The 19597-nt window shown below is 36.2% G+C and carries 10 protein-coding genes; all 10 read right to left on the reverse strand.

Annotated features, from left to right (window positions below):
* Positions 1-172: 172 nt before the first annotated feature.
* Complete coding sequence (locus OLM61_RS06935; protein ID WP_264525664.1) at positions 173-1702, reverse strand: SGNH/GDSL hydrolase family protein; 1530 nt, start codon at positions 1700-1702, stop codon at positions 173-175.
* Between the two features lie 85 nt (positions 1703-1787).
* Positions 1788-4619 carry a TonB-dependent receptor gene (locus OLM61_RS06940; RefSeq protein WP_264525665.1) on the reverse strand — a complete coding sequence of 944 codons (2832 nt, stop codon included), beginning with the start codon at positions 4617-4619 and terminating at the stop codon, positions 1788-1790.
* A 685-nt stretch (positions 4620-5304) separates the two neighbouring features.
* Complete coding sequence (locus tag OLM61_RS06945; RefSeq protein ID WP_264525666.1) at positions 5305-6294, reverse strand: tail fiber protein; 990 nt, start codon at positions 6292-6294, stop codon at positions 5305-5307.
* A complete protein-coding gene (locus OLM61_RS06950; RefSeq protein WP_264525667.1) occupies positions 6294-7193 on the reverse strand; it encodes a tail fiber protein in 900 nt (299 codons plus the stop codon). Before OLM61_RS06950 ends, OLM61_RS06945 begins: the two co-directional genes overlap by 1 nt.
* A gap of 286 nt (positions 7194-7479) precedes the next feature.
* Positions 7480-7851, reverse strand: a complete 372-nt coding sequence (locus tag OLM61_RS06955) for a hypothetical protein (RefSeq protein ID WP_264525668.1) — start codon at positions 7849-7851, stop codon at positions 7480-7482.
* A 315-nt stretch (positions 7852-8166) separates the two neighbouring features.
* Positions 8167-8742: a hypothetical protein gene (locus OLM61_RS06960; protein ID WP_264525669.1), complete on the reverse strand. Its 576-nt coding sequence runs from the start codon at positions 8740-8742 to the stop codon at positions 8167-8169.
* A 5-nt stretch (positions 8743-8747) separates the two neighbouring features.
* The gene (locus OLM61_RS06965) at positions 8748-15524 is read right to left on the reverse strand and encodes an RHS repeat-associated core domain-containing protein (RefSeq protein WP_264525670.1); all 6777 of its coding nucleotides are present in this window, start codon (positions 15522-15524) and stop codon (positions 8748-8750) included.
* A 7-nt stretch (positions 15525-15531) separates the two neighbouring features.
* Positions 15532-15987 (reverse strand): T9SS type A sorting domain-containing protein, encoded by a 456-nt coding sequence (locus tag OLM61_RS06970; RefSeq protein ID WP_264525671.1) that lies wholly within the window; start codon positions 15985-15987, stop codon positions 15532-15534.
* A gap of 126 nt (positions 15988-16113) precedes the next feature.
* Positions 16114-17964, reverse strand: a complete 1851-nt coding sequence (glmS, locus tag OLM61_RS06975) for a glutamine--fructose-6-phosphate transaminase (isomerizing) (RefSeq protein WP_264525672.1) — start codon at positions 17962-17964, stop codon at positions 16114-16116.
* 10 nt (positions 17965-17974) lie between these two features.
* The gene (locus OLM61_RS06980; RefSeq protein WP_264525673.1) at positions 17975-19594 is read right to left on the reverse strand and encodes a DUF4270 domain-containing protein; all 1620 of its coding nucleotides are present in this window, start codon (positions 19592-19594) and stop codon (positions 17975-17977) included.
* Positions 19595-19597: the final 3 nt, after the last annotated feature.

Here is a 19597-nt window from a genome sequence, read left to right on the forward strand (position 1 = left end):
CGCAAAGATAATTTTTTAAAATATAAAATCAATATTTTTTTTATAAAAAATACTACGATTTTGTTTGATTCTTAAAAGTGAGGCCTCAAATACCGAAAACAGCATTTTTTAACCCCATAAAAAAAGCCACTGCGTTCTGAAAGCAAGTGGCTGTTTTATGAAAAAATAAATATTAATTTATAACTTTAGGATAAAGTGTCTGGTAATTCCCCACATCTACCCCTTTTAGATTGGAACCATATTTCGCATTAATTGCTTCAATAAATTTATTCGCAATAAATGCATAACCTCTAGCTGAAGGATGAACACCATCCAAAGAAAACACTCCCCCGAAAACAAATGTACTTGTCAAAGTATACCCGTCTACCGAAATTCCATTTGGAGTAGACAACTGTTTCATCAGCCCGTCAGCATCTACCAAAGCCAGACCATTTGCTTCCTGAGCTGCTTTGATTGTTAAATTATAGGCAGCAGTAGCCGTTTTAATATCAGCTATTTCTTTTGGTATCAAAACAAACTTATCCTGTAATGGGTATGTAATCCCAAACTTATCCAATGGCGCCGGAGGAGCCATTCCAATTCCTGAGTTAGCAGCTGTAGGTGCCGTTCCAATTGCTGCTCTGGTTGTCAAAAGCACCAAATCGGTAGCTTTAGCCTGACGCGCCTGACCAAAAACAGTACCATAAAAAGCCGCAGTCTGTGCTCCTACTGACGGTGTAAGTACCGCAGTAAGTTGTGCAGATAAGTTGGCAAGGGTTTCATCTTTTATCAATAATGGATTTGCCGCAGTAAGTGACAATAATTCAATTCTGTCTGTAACTCCCAAATAATTTAATGCACCTTTTAACGGACCATACAACTGTGTATTAAGTGCATTAATAGTAGCTGTCCCGACAGCTGCATTTCCATTCCCTAAAACAGAAATCGTTAATGGGTTATAAGGAACTGTTGTAAAGTGCGGTAATGTACTGATGTCTGGTAAATTGGCCACAACACCTTTTCTTCCGCTCTTAGACAACTCTGTTGCCAGGTTTTTATAAACAGCATCAAAAGTAGCCGGATCTGTAATCGGATTTGTTCCGTCTCCTCCGGACGTGGCGTAACCTAAGACATCGTTACCACCAATCCACAAAGAGAAAAAAGTTGGGTTCTGCGCTAAAGCATCCCCTAAAACCGTTGCGGAAGCCGAAGAAGCAATCCTTCCGAAATAAGGATTAGCACTGGCGTATCCTGCAAGTGCCAAATGAGTTGCTTTTGCTCCCGGAATTCCCAAATTACTGAAAGCTCCTGTCAAACGCGCGCTAATATCTGTACCCGAAATACCACTAACCGGAACCGGGGTACTTGTTGCCACATCTAAATACAATCTAACCCCCAAACTTGGTACCTGAACACCTCCGGAGGAAAACCCTCCAAGATTATCGGTCATAAAAGGTGTTGTAAAAGCACCTCCGCCTACCAATGCAAATTGCTGTGCCAGAATATTAGGGTATGCATTGGTCTGACCGGCTTTAAACAAAGCGTTGTCTGAAAAACCTGCCGCGAAAGAATCCCCCAACGCAACATACTTCGAAAAATTTGCCTGCCCCGAAGTTAACGGCTGACCATCTGACGAATCAGATACCGTTGCTACATCATCATCACTATTACAAGCCATAAAGGTTACTGAAACCAAAAACAGCCATTTTAAATTTTTTATCATGATCTACTATATTTTATAATTATCCTTTTCTGAATGCTGTATCCCGAAAAGCGAATAAATGGTTTGTTTCGTCTATTACTTCAAATTACGGATTGATCGTCCAGGAAACAAAATATTGCTGACCAATATATCCTGCACCAAGCACCTGAGCATATTCTTTTCCTCCGATATTTGAAGCTCCTAATTTGAAAATTGATTTTAATTTTGGAAGTCCGTAATTAATCTGCGCATCAATTACAGTTGCCTCTTTAATGATACCATCTGCAAAAGTTGATTCCCACTTGTATTCACTATTCCATCTTCCACTTACATTGAATCCGAAGTTCTCAAACAATTTATCATTTCCAAGAGATACCTTAACTCTGTGTTTTGGTGTATTAAAACCAGCTTCAAAACTTGGATCTTTTGCCTGATCAAAATCAAACTGAGCATAATTATAATTTACTCCTAATTCAAAATTAGCAATCACTTTTTTAGAAAGACCTACACCAAATCCAAACGATTTGATTTCAACATCTGTATTGGTATACAGCTGATAAGCTCTTATATTTCCACTCTGAAGCGCATGAAGTGTCTGGAAACCAGGATCTGTTGACCCGGCTAAAGGATTTGGCGCATCTTGTGTAGTACCATAAAAAGGTGCCACAACATTTAGATTCCCAATAAAATGGTTGTAAATATTATAGTAAGCATTAAGATCTACCGAAACATCATTGATAAAAGAACGATATCCCAATTCAAATGCCTTAACTTCCTCCGGTCTTACATAGTTTACATTTGTTTTTCTCAAAAGTGCTGCCGCAGCTACAGGATTACTTCCTGCCAAAGCAGCAAAAGCACTGGCTGAACTTGCTGTATACGAATTACCATAAGCATTCAAACCTGTCATTACAACAGTTGGTCCTCCTGCAAAAGCCTGACCTGTCGTTGTTGAAACAGGCAATGTTTCAGTGTAACGCAACAAGTTATCAGGGGCAGAACCTATCAATACTGCGCTTCCCACATTAAAACCTATATACTGATCCTGTGTAGACGGGTTTCTGAAACCAGTTTGGAACGATGCTCTGAAATTATGATTCTTTTTCTCTCCTCCAGAATATACAAAAGACACTCTAGGTGAAAAATTACCATCGAAATTTTTGGATTTATCATAACGAATAGAACCTGTAAATTTCAATCTGTCTTCCATAAATTTCTTTACCAGCTGTGTATAAGCACCATAATCCGTATAATTAATACCGCTATTACCATCGGTGTAAATTCTTCCGTGAGAATTTAACTCATACAATCTGAATGATCCACCAACCTGGATTTCAGCAAACTTTATCACATCTTTGAAGTTATAGTTTGCATCTGAGTGGTAAATTTTTGAATTATCTACCAGTTTTGATCCTGTAAGTACACTTTCGTCGTCAATTACCTGACTGAATGCATTCTTAAACGCTGTCGTACCTGGTAAAAAACGACCTGTATCCGCCGTAGTTCTTCCTGCCGCATGTGCCTGTTCAGGAGTTGCTCCTCCTAAAGTAGCCTGAACGTAAGCTCCTGCATACTGACCAAACCAGGTTTTATCGTCTTTCCATTTTCTGTTTATATTAATTCCGGTAAAAGCCATATCATAAGAATCTCCTCCATCCTCAGTAGTAGTATATCCTCTCACAAAGAAATTTTTCCCTTTGAATTCAATTTTGTGCTGTTGCATAAAAAAGTTATTCAGATAGTAACGGTTAGCTCCTTGGTAAACGGCATTTCCGAAACCAAATTTACTTTGCCAGATAATTTCCAATCGTTCATCACCAAAAGGCCTTCCATGAAAAGAAAAATCAATTTTAGTGTTTCCTGCTTTATTATTTGTAAGATCAACTTCGTTGTAACCAGTTCTGCTCACATTTTTGTTCGGCAACAAATTTACAGCCGAAGCAGGAAGCAGTCCTAAAGCAGCCAGAGACTGACCCACTCCTTTTAAATTAGTCGAAACCTCGTCTCCATAAACATTGATTCCATCATAATTAATATTACTTCTGTCAATTCCTGGAATTGTTTTGTCATTATAATTTGTAGCATACCAATCGGTAGCTTCCATATATGTAAAGTTTGCTTTGGCTGCAAAATATTTATTAAACGCATGTGCGAAACGCATCCCAAAATCATAATAATTATTAGTACCGGCAGCTTTCTGTGAAGTCACTCCGTATTTAAAATAAGCTGATGCTCCCTGATAAGTAAAAGGACTTTTACTATTCATAAACATAATACCGTTAAAAGCATTTGCCCCGTACAAAGCCGAAGATGCACCCGGTAACAGCTCAACACTCTGAACATCAATTTCCGAAACACCAATCATATTCCCCAAAACAAAGTTCAAAAGCGGAGATGAATTATCCATACCATCGACCAATTGCATGAAACGAGTGTTCGCTACAGTTGCAAAACCTCTTGTATTGATTGATTTAAAAGACATACTACTGGTATTCATCTGTACTTCTTTTAAGTTTTCCAGACCGTCATAAAAAGAAGGAGAAGCGGTTTTCTTAATATCCTGAATTCCCATTCTTTCAATGGTTACCGGAGATTCAAGTACTCTTTCAGGAGTTCTCGAAGCCGAAACCACAATTTCATTTAATTTGGTTTCCTCATCTTTTAAAATTACATTAATCTTTTGATTTACTGAGGTAACATTAACTGTTTTAGACTCGAAACCTACAGCCGAAACCTTAATTGTAAAAGGCAGCTTCGTAGAAGTATTTAACTTAAATGTACCATCGAAATCGGTAGAAGCACCGTTTGAACTTCCAACTACGACAATATTGGCTCCCGGAATAGCTTGTTTACTGCCATCAGTCACAGAACCGGTAATTGAATTCTGCGCAAAAGATATTCCGCTGAAAAACAACATAATTAATAAATAGACTCTCATTTGGTTAGATTTTGTTTAGTTTATACTACCAAAATACAAATAATTTTAATATGTATAAAAAAATGTTAAAAAAAATAAATATTCGATATAAAATTTGTTACAATATTAACTATTTGACAATTGATTTTATTAAATTAAACTCAAAGATCAAACTTGTAAAACCCTAAATACTATGCGTACATATTATTTTAAAGCAAAAAAATGAGGATTTAATAAAAATACACCGACGATAAAAAAAATATGACAATTAAAACGGCAAGCCCAAATATCTCTAAAGATTTAACAAATGCTATTTCATAATCCCTCTTTCAAATCGGTTGCAAATTTCTGCTGAGTCCGTACAAGCAATCCAAGCTTACTCCTTTTTCAGAAATCGATTGAACAGCAGTAATTGCATACGACGATATCATCCCTCATAACCCGAATCACCAGAAAAACATAAAATCGCAAATGCTCAGGCTCACTAAAAAATTATCTCTTTTCCGGAACAAAAAGCCGATCTGCCAAACATTAATAAAAAAACAACAAATTTTTCCTACAAATATAAAAATTAATATTTCAAAACCTACAAAACGATTTTAAAAATAAGCACAAACAAAAAAAGCGAGATAAAATCCCGCTTTTCAACTATTATGTTCCTTACCCCCACTAAAAAATGGATCCAAATAAGGTTTTCAAACCTAAATTATTTTTCAGATAATTGCTTCTCGACTTTTAACAATCGCTCTGAAAATGATTTAAGATTCTCATTTTCTTTCTTAAGATTTGTTATCTCTTTATTTTGTTCGATCATATAAAGTGTCATTTCTTCCATCTTCTTCAACAGATTCAAATTCATTTCCGCCAGCATCAAACCATTTTTTTCCACATCACTAGCTGATGGTATTTCCGGTAAATGTTTATTCTGTTTGATATATGCTTCCACTTCCTCCAATGATTTTAACTTATAATCGTTTGCAAAAACATAATCGGGAACCTCTCCTGCTTTAACAGTTACTTTGACTTCCTGCGCATGGATATTCCCTGCTACAGTCAGTTTTGAGTCAGGGTTTGATGTTCCAATTCCGACATTACCGTTAGATTGAAAAGTCACTTTTATTGAGTTTTCAATCAAATTATCAGAACCTCCGAAAGAAAGAAATAATTTCCCTTCGTTTAAAGAACTATTAGGCACCCACGTAAATCCTGAATGCTCTATTCCATACCCTGCAAAAAGAAGCATTGATGATGATTTTCCAGACACAGCTAAACCATCTCCAAAATGAATATGTGCTCTTGGTTGAGCAATATTTCTAATTATAGTAAAACCTCCCTGCACACCAAAATTACCTTTTTCATCTGCTATTAATATTTGGTTCCATGTTCCCCATTTGTTATCTGTTGGATAGGCATTCCTATAAAAAATACCGCCATTATTAAAATTTAGCTGATGATTTTTATCACCAGTATTTTCATTGTCCGCCCAAGGGGAAAAAGTTAAATTTGTAGAAAAAAACCCTGAACCCGGCACTCCTATAATACCTCTGGATTTAAAATCAACTCGAAAAGCTCGTGATGAAAAATTTGGCAAATCATTACTATCTCTAGTATCAAGAATCGATACAGCGGTTGAAACTTGTGCACTAACATTCATGCAAAAGAACATCCAACATAAAATGGGAGCTATTACTTTCATTAATTTACTATCTTTTTAAGTTCTTGAACGGTCTCCTCTAACTGCCTTTGTTTTTCTTTCATTACTAAATTTTCTTTCTTCATCTCAATCATATAAAGCGTCATTTCTTCCATCTTCTTCAACAGATTCAAATTCATTTCCGCCAGCATTAAGCCATTGCTCTCAATTTCCTTTGCTGATGGTATTTCCGGTAAATGTTTATTTAGTTTGATATATGCTTCCACTTCCTCCAATGATTTTAACTTGTAATCATTTGCAAAAACATAATCGGGAACTTCGCCCGCCCTAGCCGTCACTTTGACTTCCTGAGCATGAATATTTCCGGCAACGGTAAGTTTTGAACCTGGATTTACTGTACCAATTCCGACATTTCCATTTACATTTATTGCCATTTTAACACTTGAGTTTGTCACAAAGTTTATCCCCCCATGATCTCCTCCCGGATGATTATTCGTTATGTTAAGATCAAAATAACCCCCTAAACGATGCCCCGTACTACTATATCCTGAATTAACTTCAAGATCACAAGTATTATGATAACCAAATCGTACTATGCTGCTTCCTCCAGTATTACCTACCGCTCTTGTAAACGATGCGATAACTTCATTTGTATCCGTATTAAAGGAATTCGAAACCTGGAACTTAGAAGTGGGATTTAAAACCCCGACACCTACATTTCCATTTTCTATTCTCATAACATTACTACCTGTCCAATCACCAAAACGGATACCGCCAAACCAATGCAAATCCAAACCGGATGATCCAGGAACAGCAAAAGTGTCAATTTTGTAATTAGCAGGATCTCCAAACCCCACTATTGGCAAACCCTGGCTATACAAAGACGAAGCTTGTAATAATACCAGCAACACCGCAATCTTTCTTAAACTTAATAAACTCATACAAATTCTTTTTATTTATACTTTTTCTTACTCTCAAATCACTCTCCATAAACTTCTATCAGCTAGAACAAAATATTAGTCGAACTCTCTTTACTATAGAATTATGAAAACAATGGAAAAACAAGAACAACCATCTCTTCAATTAAAATTCAACTCTAATACCTATTTGATTTGCACTAGCTATTAAAATAGTTTTGGGAGCTGATTTATGATTTTCTACCAAACCGTCATTGTTTTTCGCAATGGCGGATTTAATTTTTTTCGGATATCCAATTTTAATAGGGATCTAAGCGATAATCATTGCACCTCCAATAATCGCGGCTGTAAAACTGGTACGCTCAGATTTAATTGAAGGATTATATCCATTTCCCGGATATGATGTGGTACTATTATCTGTGTTCATTCCTATGATTACGTTTGTTACGACAAGACCTGCCCCTCCATAAAGAAAAACATTTCCCCATGTTTTCTTGCTCCTTCCGGTATTATAAAGAGCCAATGCTTCTGGATTATTATCTAGATAAGCACGAACCACATTGGATGAAAGTTTTTTGTTTTCGGTATCGTTGTAAACCACTCCACCGCTTCTATAACTTAGTTGTTGCGAGAATACCGATACGGATACTACTAAAAATAGACTGGTAAGAAATACTTTCATGATCTTGATATTTATAATTATTTATATGTGCCTATGTTGTAAACACAAAAGATATCTCTACACTAAAAGGTCTTCTTCTTAAAAATTACGATTGGCTCGAAGTTCCTTATATGGACGAACTGTTTCCTGTTCTTTTTATAAATCTTATGTTCTTTCAAAACTTACTATTACGAAGTCAGGAGACTTCGCAGAGCGGGGCGAGTGTCCCATTCGCGGACAAAACATCAAAATCAATCCATTCTCTTTTAGAATCATCAACTCCTCATATTTATACATATTTATTTTTTCAATTTCAGGAACTAACTTTATATGCATTCACGAGCGGGAGGCTTGCGCCAGCAGGAGGACTTTATTAGTACTTATTTGTCCTCTAAAAATCATGTAATTTTCTTTACGTATTCTATTAAGAATCTTCTTTTTCTTGATGTTTAAAAACCCTGATTGATATAAATCTAAACTAATACTTAAATTACTAAGTGAAATCATTTTCATTTTTAGTCCTATCTTTTCTCCTTCTGTCAAGAAATCGTCTAAACAAAAACTAATTATTTCACTAGTATTTCTTTTGATAAAAAAAACATCATATTTTTTAATATTCTTATTTCGCTCTGTCAATTTTTCAAATTTAACTACTGATATTCTTGTTACAACAGAATCATTTTCAAATACATTAACTTTTGTGTAAGAGCTGGAAGAAAAATCGGGAGCCTTATCCTCAAAAGTAAAATTTTTATTAATCACATAATTTTCATTCGAATTATTATTGATTTTTAAAGTTAAAATTACTTTATTATCAGTTGTTGTTTTCGCATTTAGCAGTTCGATTTTAACATCCTGACAATAATTAAAATTGAAAAAACTTAAAAAAAATATTAAAAGTATAGCTCTCATAATTTCTATTTATTTAATTGATTTCTCCAATAATTCACTTGACCCACACCATCTGGAGCACCATATTTAAAATTCCAAGAATAATGAACACTATACTCTTCTTGATTTCTTTGTAGTCTTGATTGGCTAGACCAAGTTTGATAATTCATATCACAATTATAAACTACGTGTGATAATTCCGCACCATATGTATAAACAAAATCTAAATTCGTTTTTATTCTACTTGATGATAATGATATTGTGTATTTACCATTAGAATTCATTTCTGTTGTTCCCGAAGCCTCTTGCCCGTATTCATTATACAAACTTTCAGCCACTTCCAAATCTCCTAATTTACTTAATGCTTGTTTGAACACACTGCGCAATTCATCTACAGCATTTATATTATCTATGAACTCTTGATCAGTAAACCCAAATTTTCCGTTAGGATTTATTCCTTTCGCTTTTAGTTGTTCTTTAAAAGATTTGTTTTCCTGCATTTTATGCATTGCATGATTCAGCCCACTGACCACAAGTCCTGTAACGGCCCCCTGCCAAAAATTACCTCCTGTTAAAGCAGCTCCTGCTCCCCCAGCAACAGTACCAAAAGCTACTGTGCCCAAATCTCCCAGATTATCACCAATGCTATTAAAACCGGTACCTGCAATACCTACGGTTTTTCCGCCAACTGTAGTCGTATTGGTTCCTCCTTGGTACAGACTACTCGCAATACTACTCAAAGCTCCCGCTGCAAAACCACTCCAAAATTTACCTCCTGAAATTGCCGTCATACCTCCCTGAAAAGTACCATGTGCAACTGCGCTAACCGCAGCCTTGACATAAAAATTACCAATTGTACCCGCTGCACTTCCTATTCCAAAAGTCACTGCTGCACTTGCCGCACCAATAAAAGTAGACTTAACCAAACCACCCACACTAAAGGGTACATCAGCCAATAAAGCCGTTAAAGTATAGGTCGTTGCTGCTATAACAGCTCCTATGATTACTGCGATACCCAAACTAATTGCTTCCTCACCACTCGGATCTGTATATTTCAGTGGGTTATTGAGTACATAGCCATAACGATTGTAGTTTTGGGTATTGGACGGATCCTGTATAAAATTATCCGGCTGTAGGAAACGATGCAGTTTTGGATCGTACAAACGGCCATTCATGTTGATAATCCCTATGCTCTGCAAATGCTCGTGTCCGGTATATCCACGATCTAAAACAGTCAACAATCCTAAATCTGTACCAGCTCCGTTTTGCACTTTTAATACCGCTCCCCAAGCATCAAAGAGTCGTTTTTCGACAATTGAACCACTGTTATCCGTTACTGCCAAGATAGTGCCCTGGTAATCTCTATGTAAATATAAATAATTTTGTGCTGTTCCATCGCTTTTTACTACAAGGGGAGCACTATAACCATCACCCCCTATGTAAGTTACAAATTCTATAACACCGGTAGTTCTGTTTTCTTTGATTTCCATAGTCCCGTCACCCGAGTAATGTTTTCTAAGCGGACGAAGCAATTTATCTTCTTGCCCTCCTCCATAAAACATTGTACTGCGATCGTTACCATCATTATAGGTAAAACTAAGATACTCGATATAATTTCCATCACGTCCACGTTCCTTAATAGTTGCAGGGCTCTTAAACGTATTATAAGCAATATCTAAATCCAGCTTTGGAGCTGAATTGGCACCTGTACCTCTGTTTTTATAATAATCTAATGCCTGAGTAGATAATGTAATCGAGTTATTTTGATATGTTTTTCCAGTTACAGTATAATTATAAGTCCCCAAATTGTTTTGGGTAATTTTACCTTTTGCATCGTAAGTCTGTGTTTCTTGCTGACCCTGCGCATTATTATAGGTCAGTAATCGGTCTAATTCGTCATATGTAAAGTTTTCATTCCAATTAAACAGGTTATTCGTTCTATTGGTCAGATTCCCTCTTTTAGGTTCAAAAGCGGTTGTCAGAGTCATTACGTTCCCCGGATTGGTAACCGTTCTATCCCACTTAAACTGTGAGGCATAACCATATTGATCGTAATTATTATTTACGGCAATTCCGTTTCCTAAACTTGCATTTGTTAACTGTCCTCTTTCGTTTAGCGAATTGGTCTGCCACAATACCTGTTGCGTAGCGTCGTCTACAATTTGCCATGCAAAACCATTCTGATAAGTATGTTTTAGCTTCTTTGAACTTGATTTACCTCCTATAGCTGCTGTTGCTGTTTCTTTATCTGCACGTCCAAATGTATCATAAGTAATTTCTTTGGTGAAAGTAGCATAAGGGGTATTCTCTATTGTTTTGCTGACTCTTTTATAACTATCATATTCAAATGAATTGGTAATCGAATTGCCCTCCAGATTATTAACAAAAGTGCTTGTCGTTATTAAATTAGTAGCCGGATTATAAGCATAAGTCGTCTTACTGTTGGTATTATTCCCAACTATTGTTTTTTCAATTGTTTTTCCTGCGGCATCATATACGTAAGCAATTGTTCCGTTAGGTGTGGTCTCCGTTTTAATTTGTCCGAAAGCATCATAAGAATAGGTATACGTTCCGGCACTTGGATCAGTCATGGCAACTTTATTACCCCAACCGTCTATCGATATTGATACTTTGTTGCCCTGATAGTCTGACTCCTTTAATTGCCCGTTGGCGTAATATATAAAATTGACAGCTCCACCCGGATCTGTTGTCTGTGTTTTATTCCCTAAAGCATCAACTGTAATGGTTGTTACCTTACCATCATCGTTACTGGTTGTTGTTAATCCTGAATAAGATAAGCTTTGAACTTTTCCGGTATGTGATGTTATTTTTTCAGGACGCATTAAATAGTCATACTCATAAAGGGTCCATTGGCCTGGGGATGAAAAATAAGGTTCACTTTCTTTGGTTTTTCTGCCTAATCCATCATAAACAACCTGCTTAGAAACCATAGTGCCTGCTACAAAACCTTTAGTTGTTGTAACCACAACCCTCCCTAATACATCATACTGTGTTACCGTTTTACCATCAGTATTAGTTGTAGTGGTGGTGGTATAACCGCCGTCAGACAACTTGTTATAAACTATAGCAGTTGTTAGAGCTGTGGATGCAGTATTTTGTGTAGTCGTGTTGATGAGTTTTCCCCAATTGTCGTAGATGTAATCGTTGACAACTCCTAAATAATCTGTAGATTTAGTAAGCTGGCCTAAAGTATTATAAACGAAATTCGTCACAAAACCCTGATGGTCTGTTTTTTTGACTACAAATCGTTTCGTACTATCGTATTCATCAGTAATCGTTCTCGCTGCCGGTGGAGACGGGGCTCCCGGAGCACTTACTGTTTTTGTCAATAAATTCCCTATTGCATCATAACTCATATCCTCTATAATTGGATAGGTATTATGTCCTTTCTTTTCAGATCTTGTTAAATTTGATCCGGTGTAAGTATACTTTTCCTCAGAAGTGCGATTATCACCTGTATAAACCGTCTTCGAAGAATTGATCTTTTTAGGACGTCCTACATAATAAGCGTTACCAACTCCAGTAGGATTATTATCGTATTCGGTATCCACCGTAGTAGTTCCCTGCAAAGTGGCAGCGCTATACTGCTTTGAAACTTTTCTAACTTCTAAACCAAAGTAATTAGTACTTTGAACGGTTCCGTCATAAGTAAAAGAAGTTTCATTCTTCACTCCTGTCAAATGATCAACAGTAGTTTGTTTGGTAAGCAAAACATTATAAACACTCCCGTTTGAATTTGGAGCACTTCCACCTTGAGAAGCTGTTGTGGGAGAAGCTGTAAACTTGCTATTATTATTGGCACTGGCAATAAATCCAGGCTTTAGGATTATTTCTGGTGCCTGATAAACGACTGCTACATCATCATTTACTTTTGACAAGGCAATTATAGAACCGCTGGCTTTATAAGTCTGCCCGACGGTAACGGGGTCCTGTATCGTAATTGTATTTGGAATGGTACGCGACGAGACAGCATCACCACCCCCTTCTGTGTAAACGGCGAATTCATTTGTTTTTGTACTCAGTAAATTACTTGGCGTACTATTAAACACAGTGCTTCCATCAGTACTAGTCCAGGTAATGGTATTAGCCCCCTTTAGAGTAACATCATTAAACTGTGTGGTCCATATTTTAGCATCGCCGCTATTTAAATACCAACTGCTTCTGGTGGTTTTAACAAACCCAACTGTTCCCAAATTGAAATTAGACACATAACCTCTGTACCTAAAATCCTGGTATTTAGACACCCCATTGATTGTTGCCGTAAGTTTAGCAACCAAATAAGCTCCAGAATTCCTTATAATCTCAATGTTAGGATAATTTACTCCATTCTCTGAAGAATAAAAATCAGTTGAAGAATTTCCAAAACTGCTGTTTGCAGCTTCCATTGGTTTATACTCGATGCTTTGTTTTATGTTTCCTCTTGATTCTGTTACGCTTATCAATCTGTTTTCGGTATCAACATTTTTATTGAACTGGTAATATTCCACAATATTACTTTTTGCCCTTACAAATACTAAATCGGTATTAGCACCATCATATCTGTAATTTGAAGCCAAAGGGATTCCCAAAACCGGGGAAGCATTTCTATAAATACCAGAATCATACGTTTGTGTAAACCCCGAAACGCTTCTTTTTCCGATATTATTTGTAAATGCTGATATTGCCCACTCAGAATCGTGATTATTAATTTTTCCCTTAACTTTAAAATATTTCCTCCATACCCGTACTAAATCAGATTTCCCATCACCATTAATATCCATCGCATAATAACTGCTATAATGAACCTGTTCATCATAGGGATACCTTTCGCTATTCGTATCTGGACGATACTCCACTATATCATGAGATTCTTTTATAAAAAAATCCCCTTTTGCTGGATTTGGATTACTGTAGTAAATATGCCACTTTACGTCACCCTTACCTCCTTCAGAATCAGGAATCATAATATCTGTTTTTCCATCCCCATTGTAATCACCAAAGAGAATTTGCTTACTGGCCGAATATTTATCAAGTATACCTGAACCTAGAACCTCAAGCTCTATCCAGGGAGCAGTAGTTAACTGCTTAAAACTAATAATTTTATAAGTTTTATCCGTATTAACTAAAAGTATATCTGATTTTCCGTCACCGTTGAAGTCAGCTATATGTTTTTTATCTCCGTTTAAAATTGCACTATTTTGAAGACTTACAAATCCTCTTGAACCTAAAACGGAAGAAGCATTTGGGTCTAAGTCTAGAAGAAAGAATTTTCTTGGCACATCAGTTTTATAATATGTAAAACAAGAATAATCGGAATATCCTTCTCCGACATAAAAATGTTCCGTTTTAACAAAATAATACTTCTCATTAATTGTGCTAGAAATTAAAACTTCACTGATCCCATTACCATCAAAATCCCCTTCAAAATATTCATTTGAACTTTTTAACTTTGCATCCTCTTGCTCGCAGTCATAAAAGATTGCAACACCTGCACTACTATTTTCATTAAAAATCTGGTCAATATTTAAGCTTTGATCGTAAGTTGCTCTGTTATCAAATTCTACTATTTTATTTTGATCCAAAGTAACTGTCCCAGAATTCATATTGTAAACTCTAAAAAATAAAGAATTGATAGTCGCTCCAATTGAAACTACGGATTGAAATTGATTTATCTTATTATTTTTAATTGTTGTTGCTCCAAAAGTTGTTTTTGATGAGGCATCAAAAGGCAATGCAACAGGAACATTACCTGTACTTCCATTAAATAAATTAGTATAGATCTTATTTTTTGCTACAAAATCCAACCTACCATCTCCATCAAAATCACCTGCTAATTGTGCTTCATCAAAATCAAGGTTGTTAATGTATGGTTTTTCTATTTTTGTAGTAGAGGCAGTTGTTTTATCATATTCAAAAACGACAGGATTTGAGGGTTCTCCCTGCGCATTAATTTCCTGAATTTCTTTTACTCTTTGATAGCCAAAAGAATCTTCTGTATGCATTAGTGCATATGTTCTAAATGTCGCATTATTTGCATAGACTGTAATATTTTTTAATATCTGAGTAGCATATAACGAATTACCTTTCAAAAAATCACGTTCAACGCGAGCGGCTTCTTCATAATTAAAACTGATTTTATTCTGAGTAGCAATTCCTGCAATTGTATTTCCACTAAAAGCAATATTGTCTATATACAACTGATTTGTACCAGCGTAGGCAATCGTCTTATAATTATAATCTATAAAATTACCATTCACATCTTCATAGTGAACAATGTACCAAGCATTTAACGAAACTGAATTTTGTAAACTTCCAGAGCCTTTAGAACCGTACCAGCTTCGTGATCCATCGGGAGCTGTGACAATAAAATAAACAGTCGCACCTTCTATTTTTAGTTCGATTTTGGTATTGCTTTTATATTCTGTTTCATAAGTAGAACCACTTGCCCAGTATGTTCCCGTTTTTATCAAAAGTCTCTGACCATCTAACGCTAACTTATCATTATCATCAAAATCAACTCCGTCAACAAAACCATCAATATCGCGACGAGTAGAGATTCGGCTTACAGCCGAGATACTATTAATACTCCAGCCTTGTCCGGCAATACCGCCTCTAACACCGCTGCTATAGGTAAGATTAATTATAGGTGCAACACTTTTTATACTTGGAGGAGTAGCAATAGGCAAACTGTATGTTGCTGTACCTGCTGTCGAAATTTGTAATTCTCCTTTGGTATCTGTGAAATTTTGAGAAAAAGTTAAATTTGTAATTATAATTAAAATGAAAAGGTAAAATTGCTTCATATGATTTTTATTGCTTGATGATTTTGATCGATTTCTCTCCTCCGTCTTTATAGGAAAGTAAAACAAGATAAACACCTCCAGGGTAATTCTGAAAAGGAATATTTAAACTATTCATTCTTTCGTTTCCTTGGTAAGTCTGCAGTATCTGTCCCACCATATTATACACCTGAACAGAAGTCACATAATTCTCTTCGCCTAATTGCCATTGCAGAAAAAGTTCTTCTTTAACGGGATTTGGATAATAGGATATCACATCTTCCGGCGAAAACTTTAACAAATCATCCTCAGTTAACGCCTCAATTTCTTTAACGTCTTCTACCTTCTTAGCAGATTGTGAGCAGCCCGACAAACAAAGTTCTCTTATAATTTGATTCCCTGCTGCATCATAATTAAAAGTAATTTTTTGCTGTGCAGTGGCCAATAAACAAAATTGAAGACCAATAAAAAGTAATAGTTTTTTCATAGAATCGCTTTTAACGAATTTTTTGCAAATATAGAACCGCAATCCCCTTCCTACAAAAAATAACCAAAAAAAAATGCAAGACCTAAGTCTCGCATTTCTAAACACTTATATATTTTAAATAAAAATCTATTCTACTGTAACCGATTTTGCCAGATTTCGAGGCTGATCTACGTTACATCCTCTCATTACTGCGATGTAGTATGAAAGCAATTGTAAAGGTATTGTTGTGATCAGTGGAGACAACGCATCTGAAGTTTCAGGGATCTCAATTACATAATCAGCTAACTCACGAACCTGTGTATCTCCTTTGGTAACCACCGCAATGATTTTACCACTTCTGGACTTGATTTCCTGAATGTTACTTACAATTTTATCGTAATGACCTTGTTTAGGTGCAATAACGATAACCGGCATGTGCTCATCAATCAAAGCGATTGGCCCGTGCTTCATTTCGGCAGCAGGATAACCTTCAGCATGGATATAAGAGATCTCTTTTAGTTTCAATGCTCCTTCCAATGCTACCGGGAAATTATAACCACGTCCTAAGTACAAACAATTTGGCGCATCTTTAAAAGCTGCCGCAATTTCTTTTGCTCTGTCGTTAGTCTCTAATGCTTCCGCTACTTTTTCCGGAATAATCTCTAATTCCTGCAAATAGGTATGAAAATCAGTGTTTGATAACGTTCCCTTTGCTTTACCCAATCGCAATGCGATCATGGTTAAAACTGTAATTTGAGTTGTAAATGCTTTTGTTGAAGCCACTCCAATTTCCGGCCCTGCGTGTGTGTAAGCACCTGCATGACTTTCTCTTGAAATAGACGAACCTACAACATTACAAACTCCAAAAACAAAGGCACCGTTTTCTTTTGCCAATTTAATCGCCGCCATAGTATCAGCTGTTTCTCCCGATTGAGAGATCGCGATTACTACGTCATCTTTGTTGATAATTGGATTACGATATCTAAACTCTGAAGCATATTCTACTTCAACAGGAATTCTCGTAAACTCCTCAAAAATGTACTCTGCTACTAAACCTGCATGCCAAGAAGTACCACAAGCAACGATCAAAATTCGTTTTGCATTAAGGAATTTCTCTAAGTTATCCTCAACACCAGCCATCTGAACGATTCCTTCATTTGCATGAAGTCTTCCTCTGTACGTGTCTTTTATAACACTTGGCTGCTCGTAAATTTCTTTTAGCATGAAGTGATCATACCCTCCTTTTTCAATTTGCTCCAGATTCATCTGAAGCTGCTGAATATAAGGATCTACTAAAGAGTCGTCTTTAATTTTTCTAACTTTAAGCGGCTTGTGCAATCTGATGTTTGCCATTTCACCATCTTCAAGATAGATCGCATTTGAAGTGTACTCAATAAAAGGCGAAGCATCAGAAGCAATAAAATATTCTCCTTCTCCAACACCAATTGCCAATGGACTACCCAATCTGGCTGCTACAATTTCATTTGGGTTCTTTTTATCAAAAACAGCAATTGCATAAGCTCCTACTACCTGATTTAAGGCAATCTGAACTGCTTTACCCAACTTCAAACCTTCATTTTTCTGAACTTCTTCAATTAAGTTCACTAAAACTTCAGTATCTGTATCTGATTTAAAAGTATAACCTCTCTTTTTTAATTCTTCTTTAAGCGGTGCATAATTCTCAATAATTCCATTGTGAATGATAACCAATTCTCCTGAATTAGAAAGATGCGGGTGCGAATTTACATCATTTGGAACTCCGTGGGTTGCCCAACGCGTATGTCCAATTCCTATGCTTCCGGTTGCATTTAAGTTCTCTTTGGCTTTAACCTCAAGATCCGAAACTTTACCTTTTGTTTTACAAAGTTTTACACCAGATTCGGCGTCATACAACATAACACCGGCACTATCATATCCTCTGTATTCAAGTCGCTTTAATCCTTTGATTACAATAGGATAAGCCTCTCGATGACCGATATATCCAACAATTCCACACATATATTAATTATTAATTTGGTTTCGTGTAGTAAATTTCAAGCTGTAATTTTTTCCCTGTCGGAATAGTTGCACTTGAAGTACCTCCAAATAATACCGTCCCTAGCGGGCTGATTACTGAAGCTCTTGGTGCTTCTGAGATAACGCTGTTTTTTAGTTTTAATTTGTTAGAAGCTATGATACTCGCATCACCTGTCACCACCAAACCTAATCTTACGTTTTTCACAGTTGCATTCTTAATGATATTACGAATGTGATTCGTTAATCTAATTTTATAAGTTGTTCCTCTTTTCGTAGTAGGATCTAAACTTAAAATACCGCTATATACTGCTTTAGTTAATAGTGGGTTAGATGATGCAGCATCAGCCAGATAATCGGCGATAGGCACATTGTCATCCAAATTATACAAATAAATTCGTTTAGGCTCGTAAGTTCCTGCCATTTTATCTGTATCTATAGAAAAAACCAAATTAGCCTCATTGACCAACCAGTTCTTCGATCTGATTTCACTCAGTTTAGCACCAAAACCACTAAGTTCCAGTACTGCCAGTGATCCTTGTCCTCCTTTTAAATAAAGTCTGTCGTCTCCTGTTTTATTATTTGGATTGGCTATTGCATTAGCATAAGCAGGATCTTTAGCCTCCTTAAGCAAAGCTGCCGACGCACCTGTTAACTTAATGATTAAGGTTTTATCCTCCATTGTAGTTTCAGGATCTGTCGTTATAGCTGTTTTAGCTTTATATTTAATTGTAATTTTTCCGTTTGTTGCAAAATTCAGCAAAGCCATATTAGCCGGACTGCTGCCAGAACGTTCTACTTTGAAATACAATCCTCTGAAATACTCCTGAAAAACATCAGCAGAAGCAAGTTTCGCCGCTGGAGCTTTTAAAATTTTATCTGCAAAAAAGGCTTTATTCAGGTTCAAACGCATTTCGGGAGCCACTTTGGTACTTGTTACTTTTCCAGTTGTAGGATCTGTAGTGTCGTCCGTAATTTCGCTTGCATCAAAGAAAAACTCTTCATTCTGTGCTACTTTAGGGTCATCGTTTAACGGTTTACCTGTAGCAACATACGGTTTTTTAGATTTATCAAAATTGATATAACTGTCTACACCGGTATCCGTATCCATGTCCGTATTGTACAATTGTAAAAACTGTGCTCCTCCGTCAAAGTAAGAGCTGCGCATTTGAACACCAGACTCGTAAACACCTAATTTAATTTTTCCATTAGAAGCTCCGTAAATAGAATCTAACACAAAAGTTCGGCTTCCATCAGTATTCGTAGTCTTCACATGGTTATAATAAGGTACACTTAGTACTACACTTACTATTTCAGGTGCATCACCAATAGTTGGCGCATAGGTTTCTAAATTAACCTGAGTAGCAAAACTGGCAGTTGTACTACCAAAAACTGTATTATCGTAAACACCTAAACCATAATTTGCCGCTCCATTTGACTGAATTGGCGTTACTTCCTGATTATAAGCTAAAACTTCATATTTTTCAGATTCTAGTCCAAAATGATCATCACCGATCAAACCATCACCAATCGCATTAAAATCTTTATCGCAAGAATATAAAAGGACAACTGTTGCAACTAATAGTATTTTCTTAATAAAAGAAGTATTGTACATGTT

Origin of the sequence: Flavobacterium sp. N502536 (genome assembly GCF_025947345.1) — a bacterium.
GTDB lineage: Bacteria > Bacteroidota > Bacteroidia > Flavobacteriales > Flavobacteriaceae > Flavobacterium.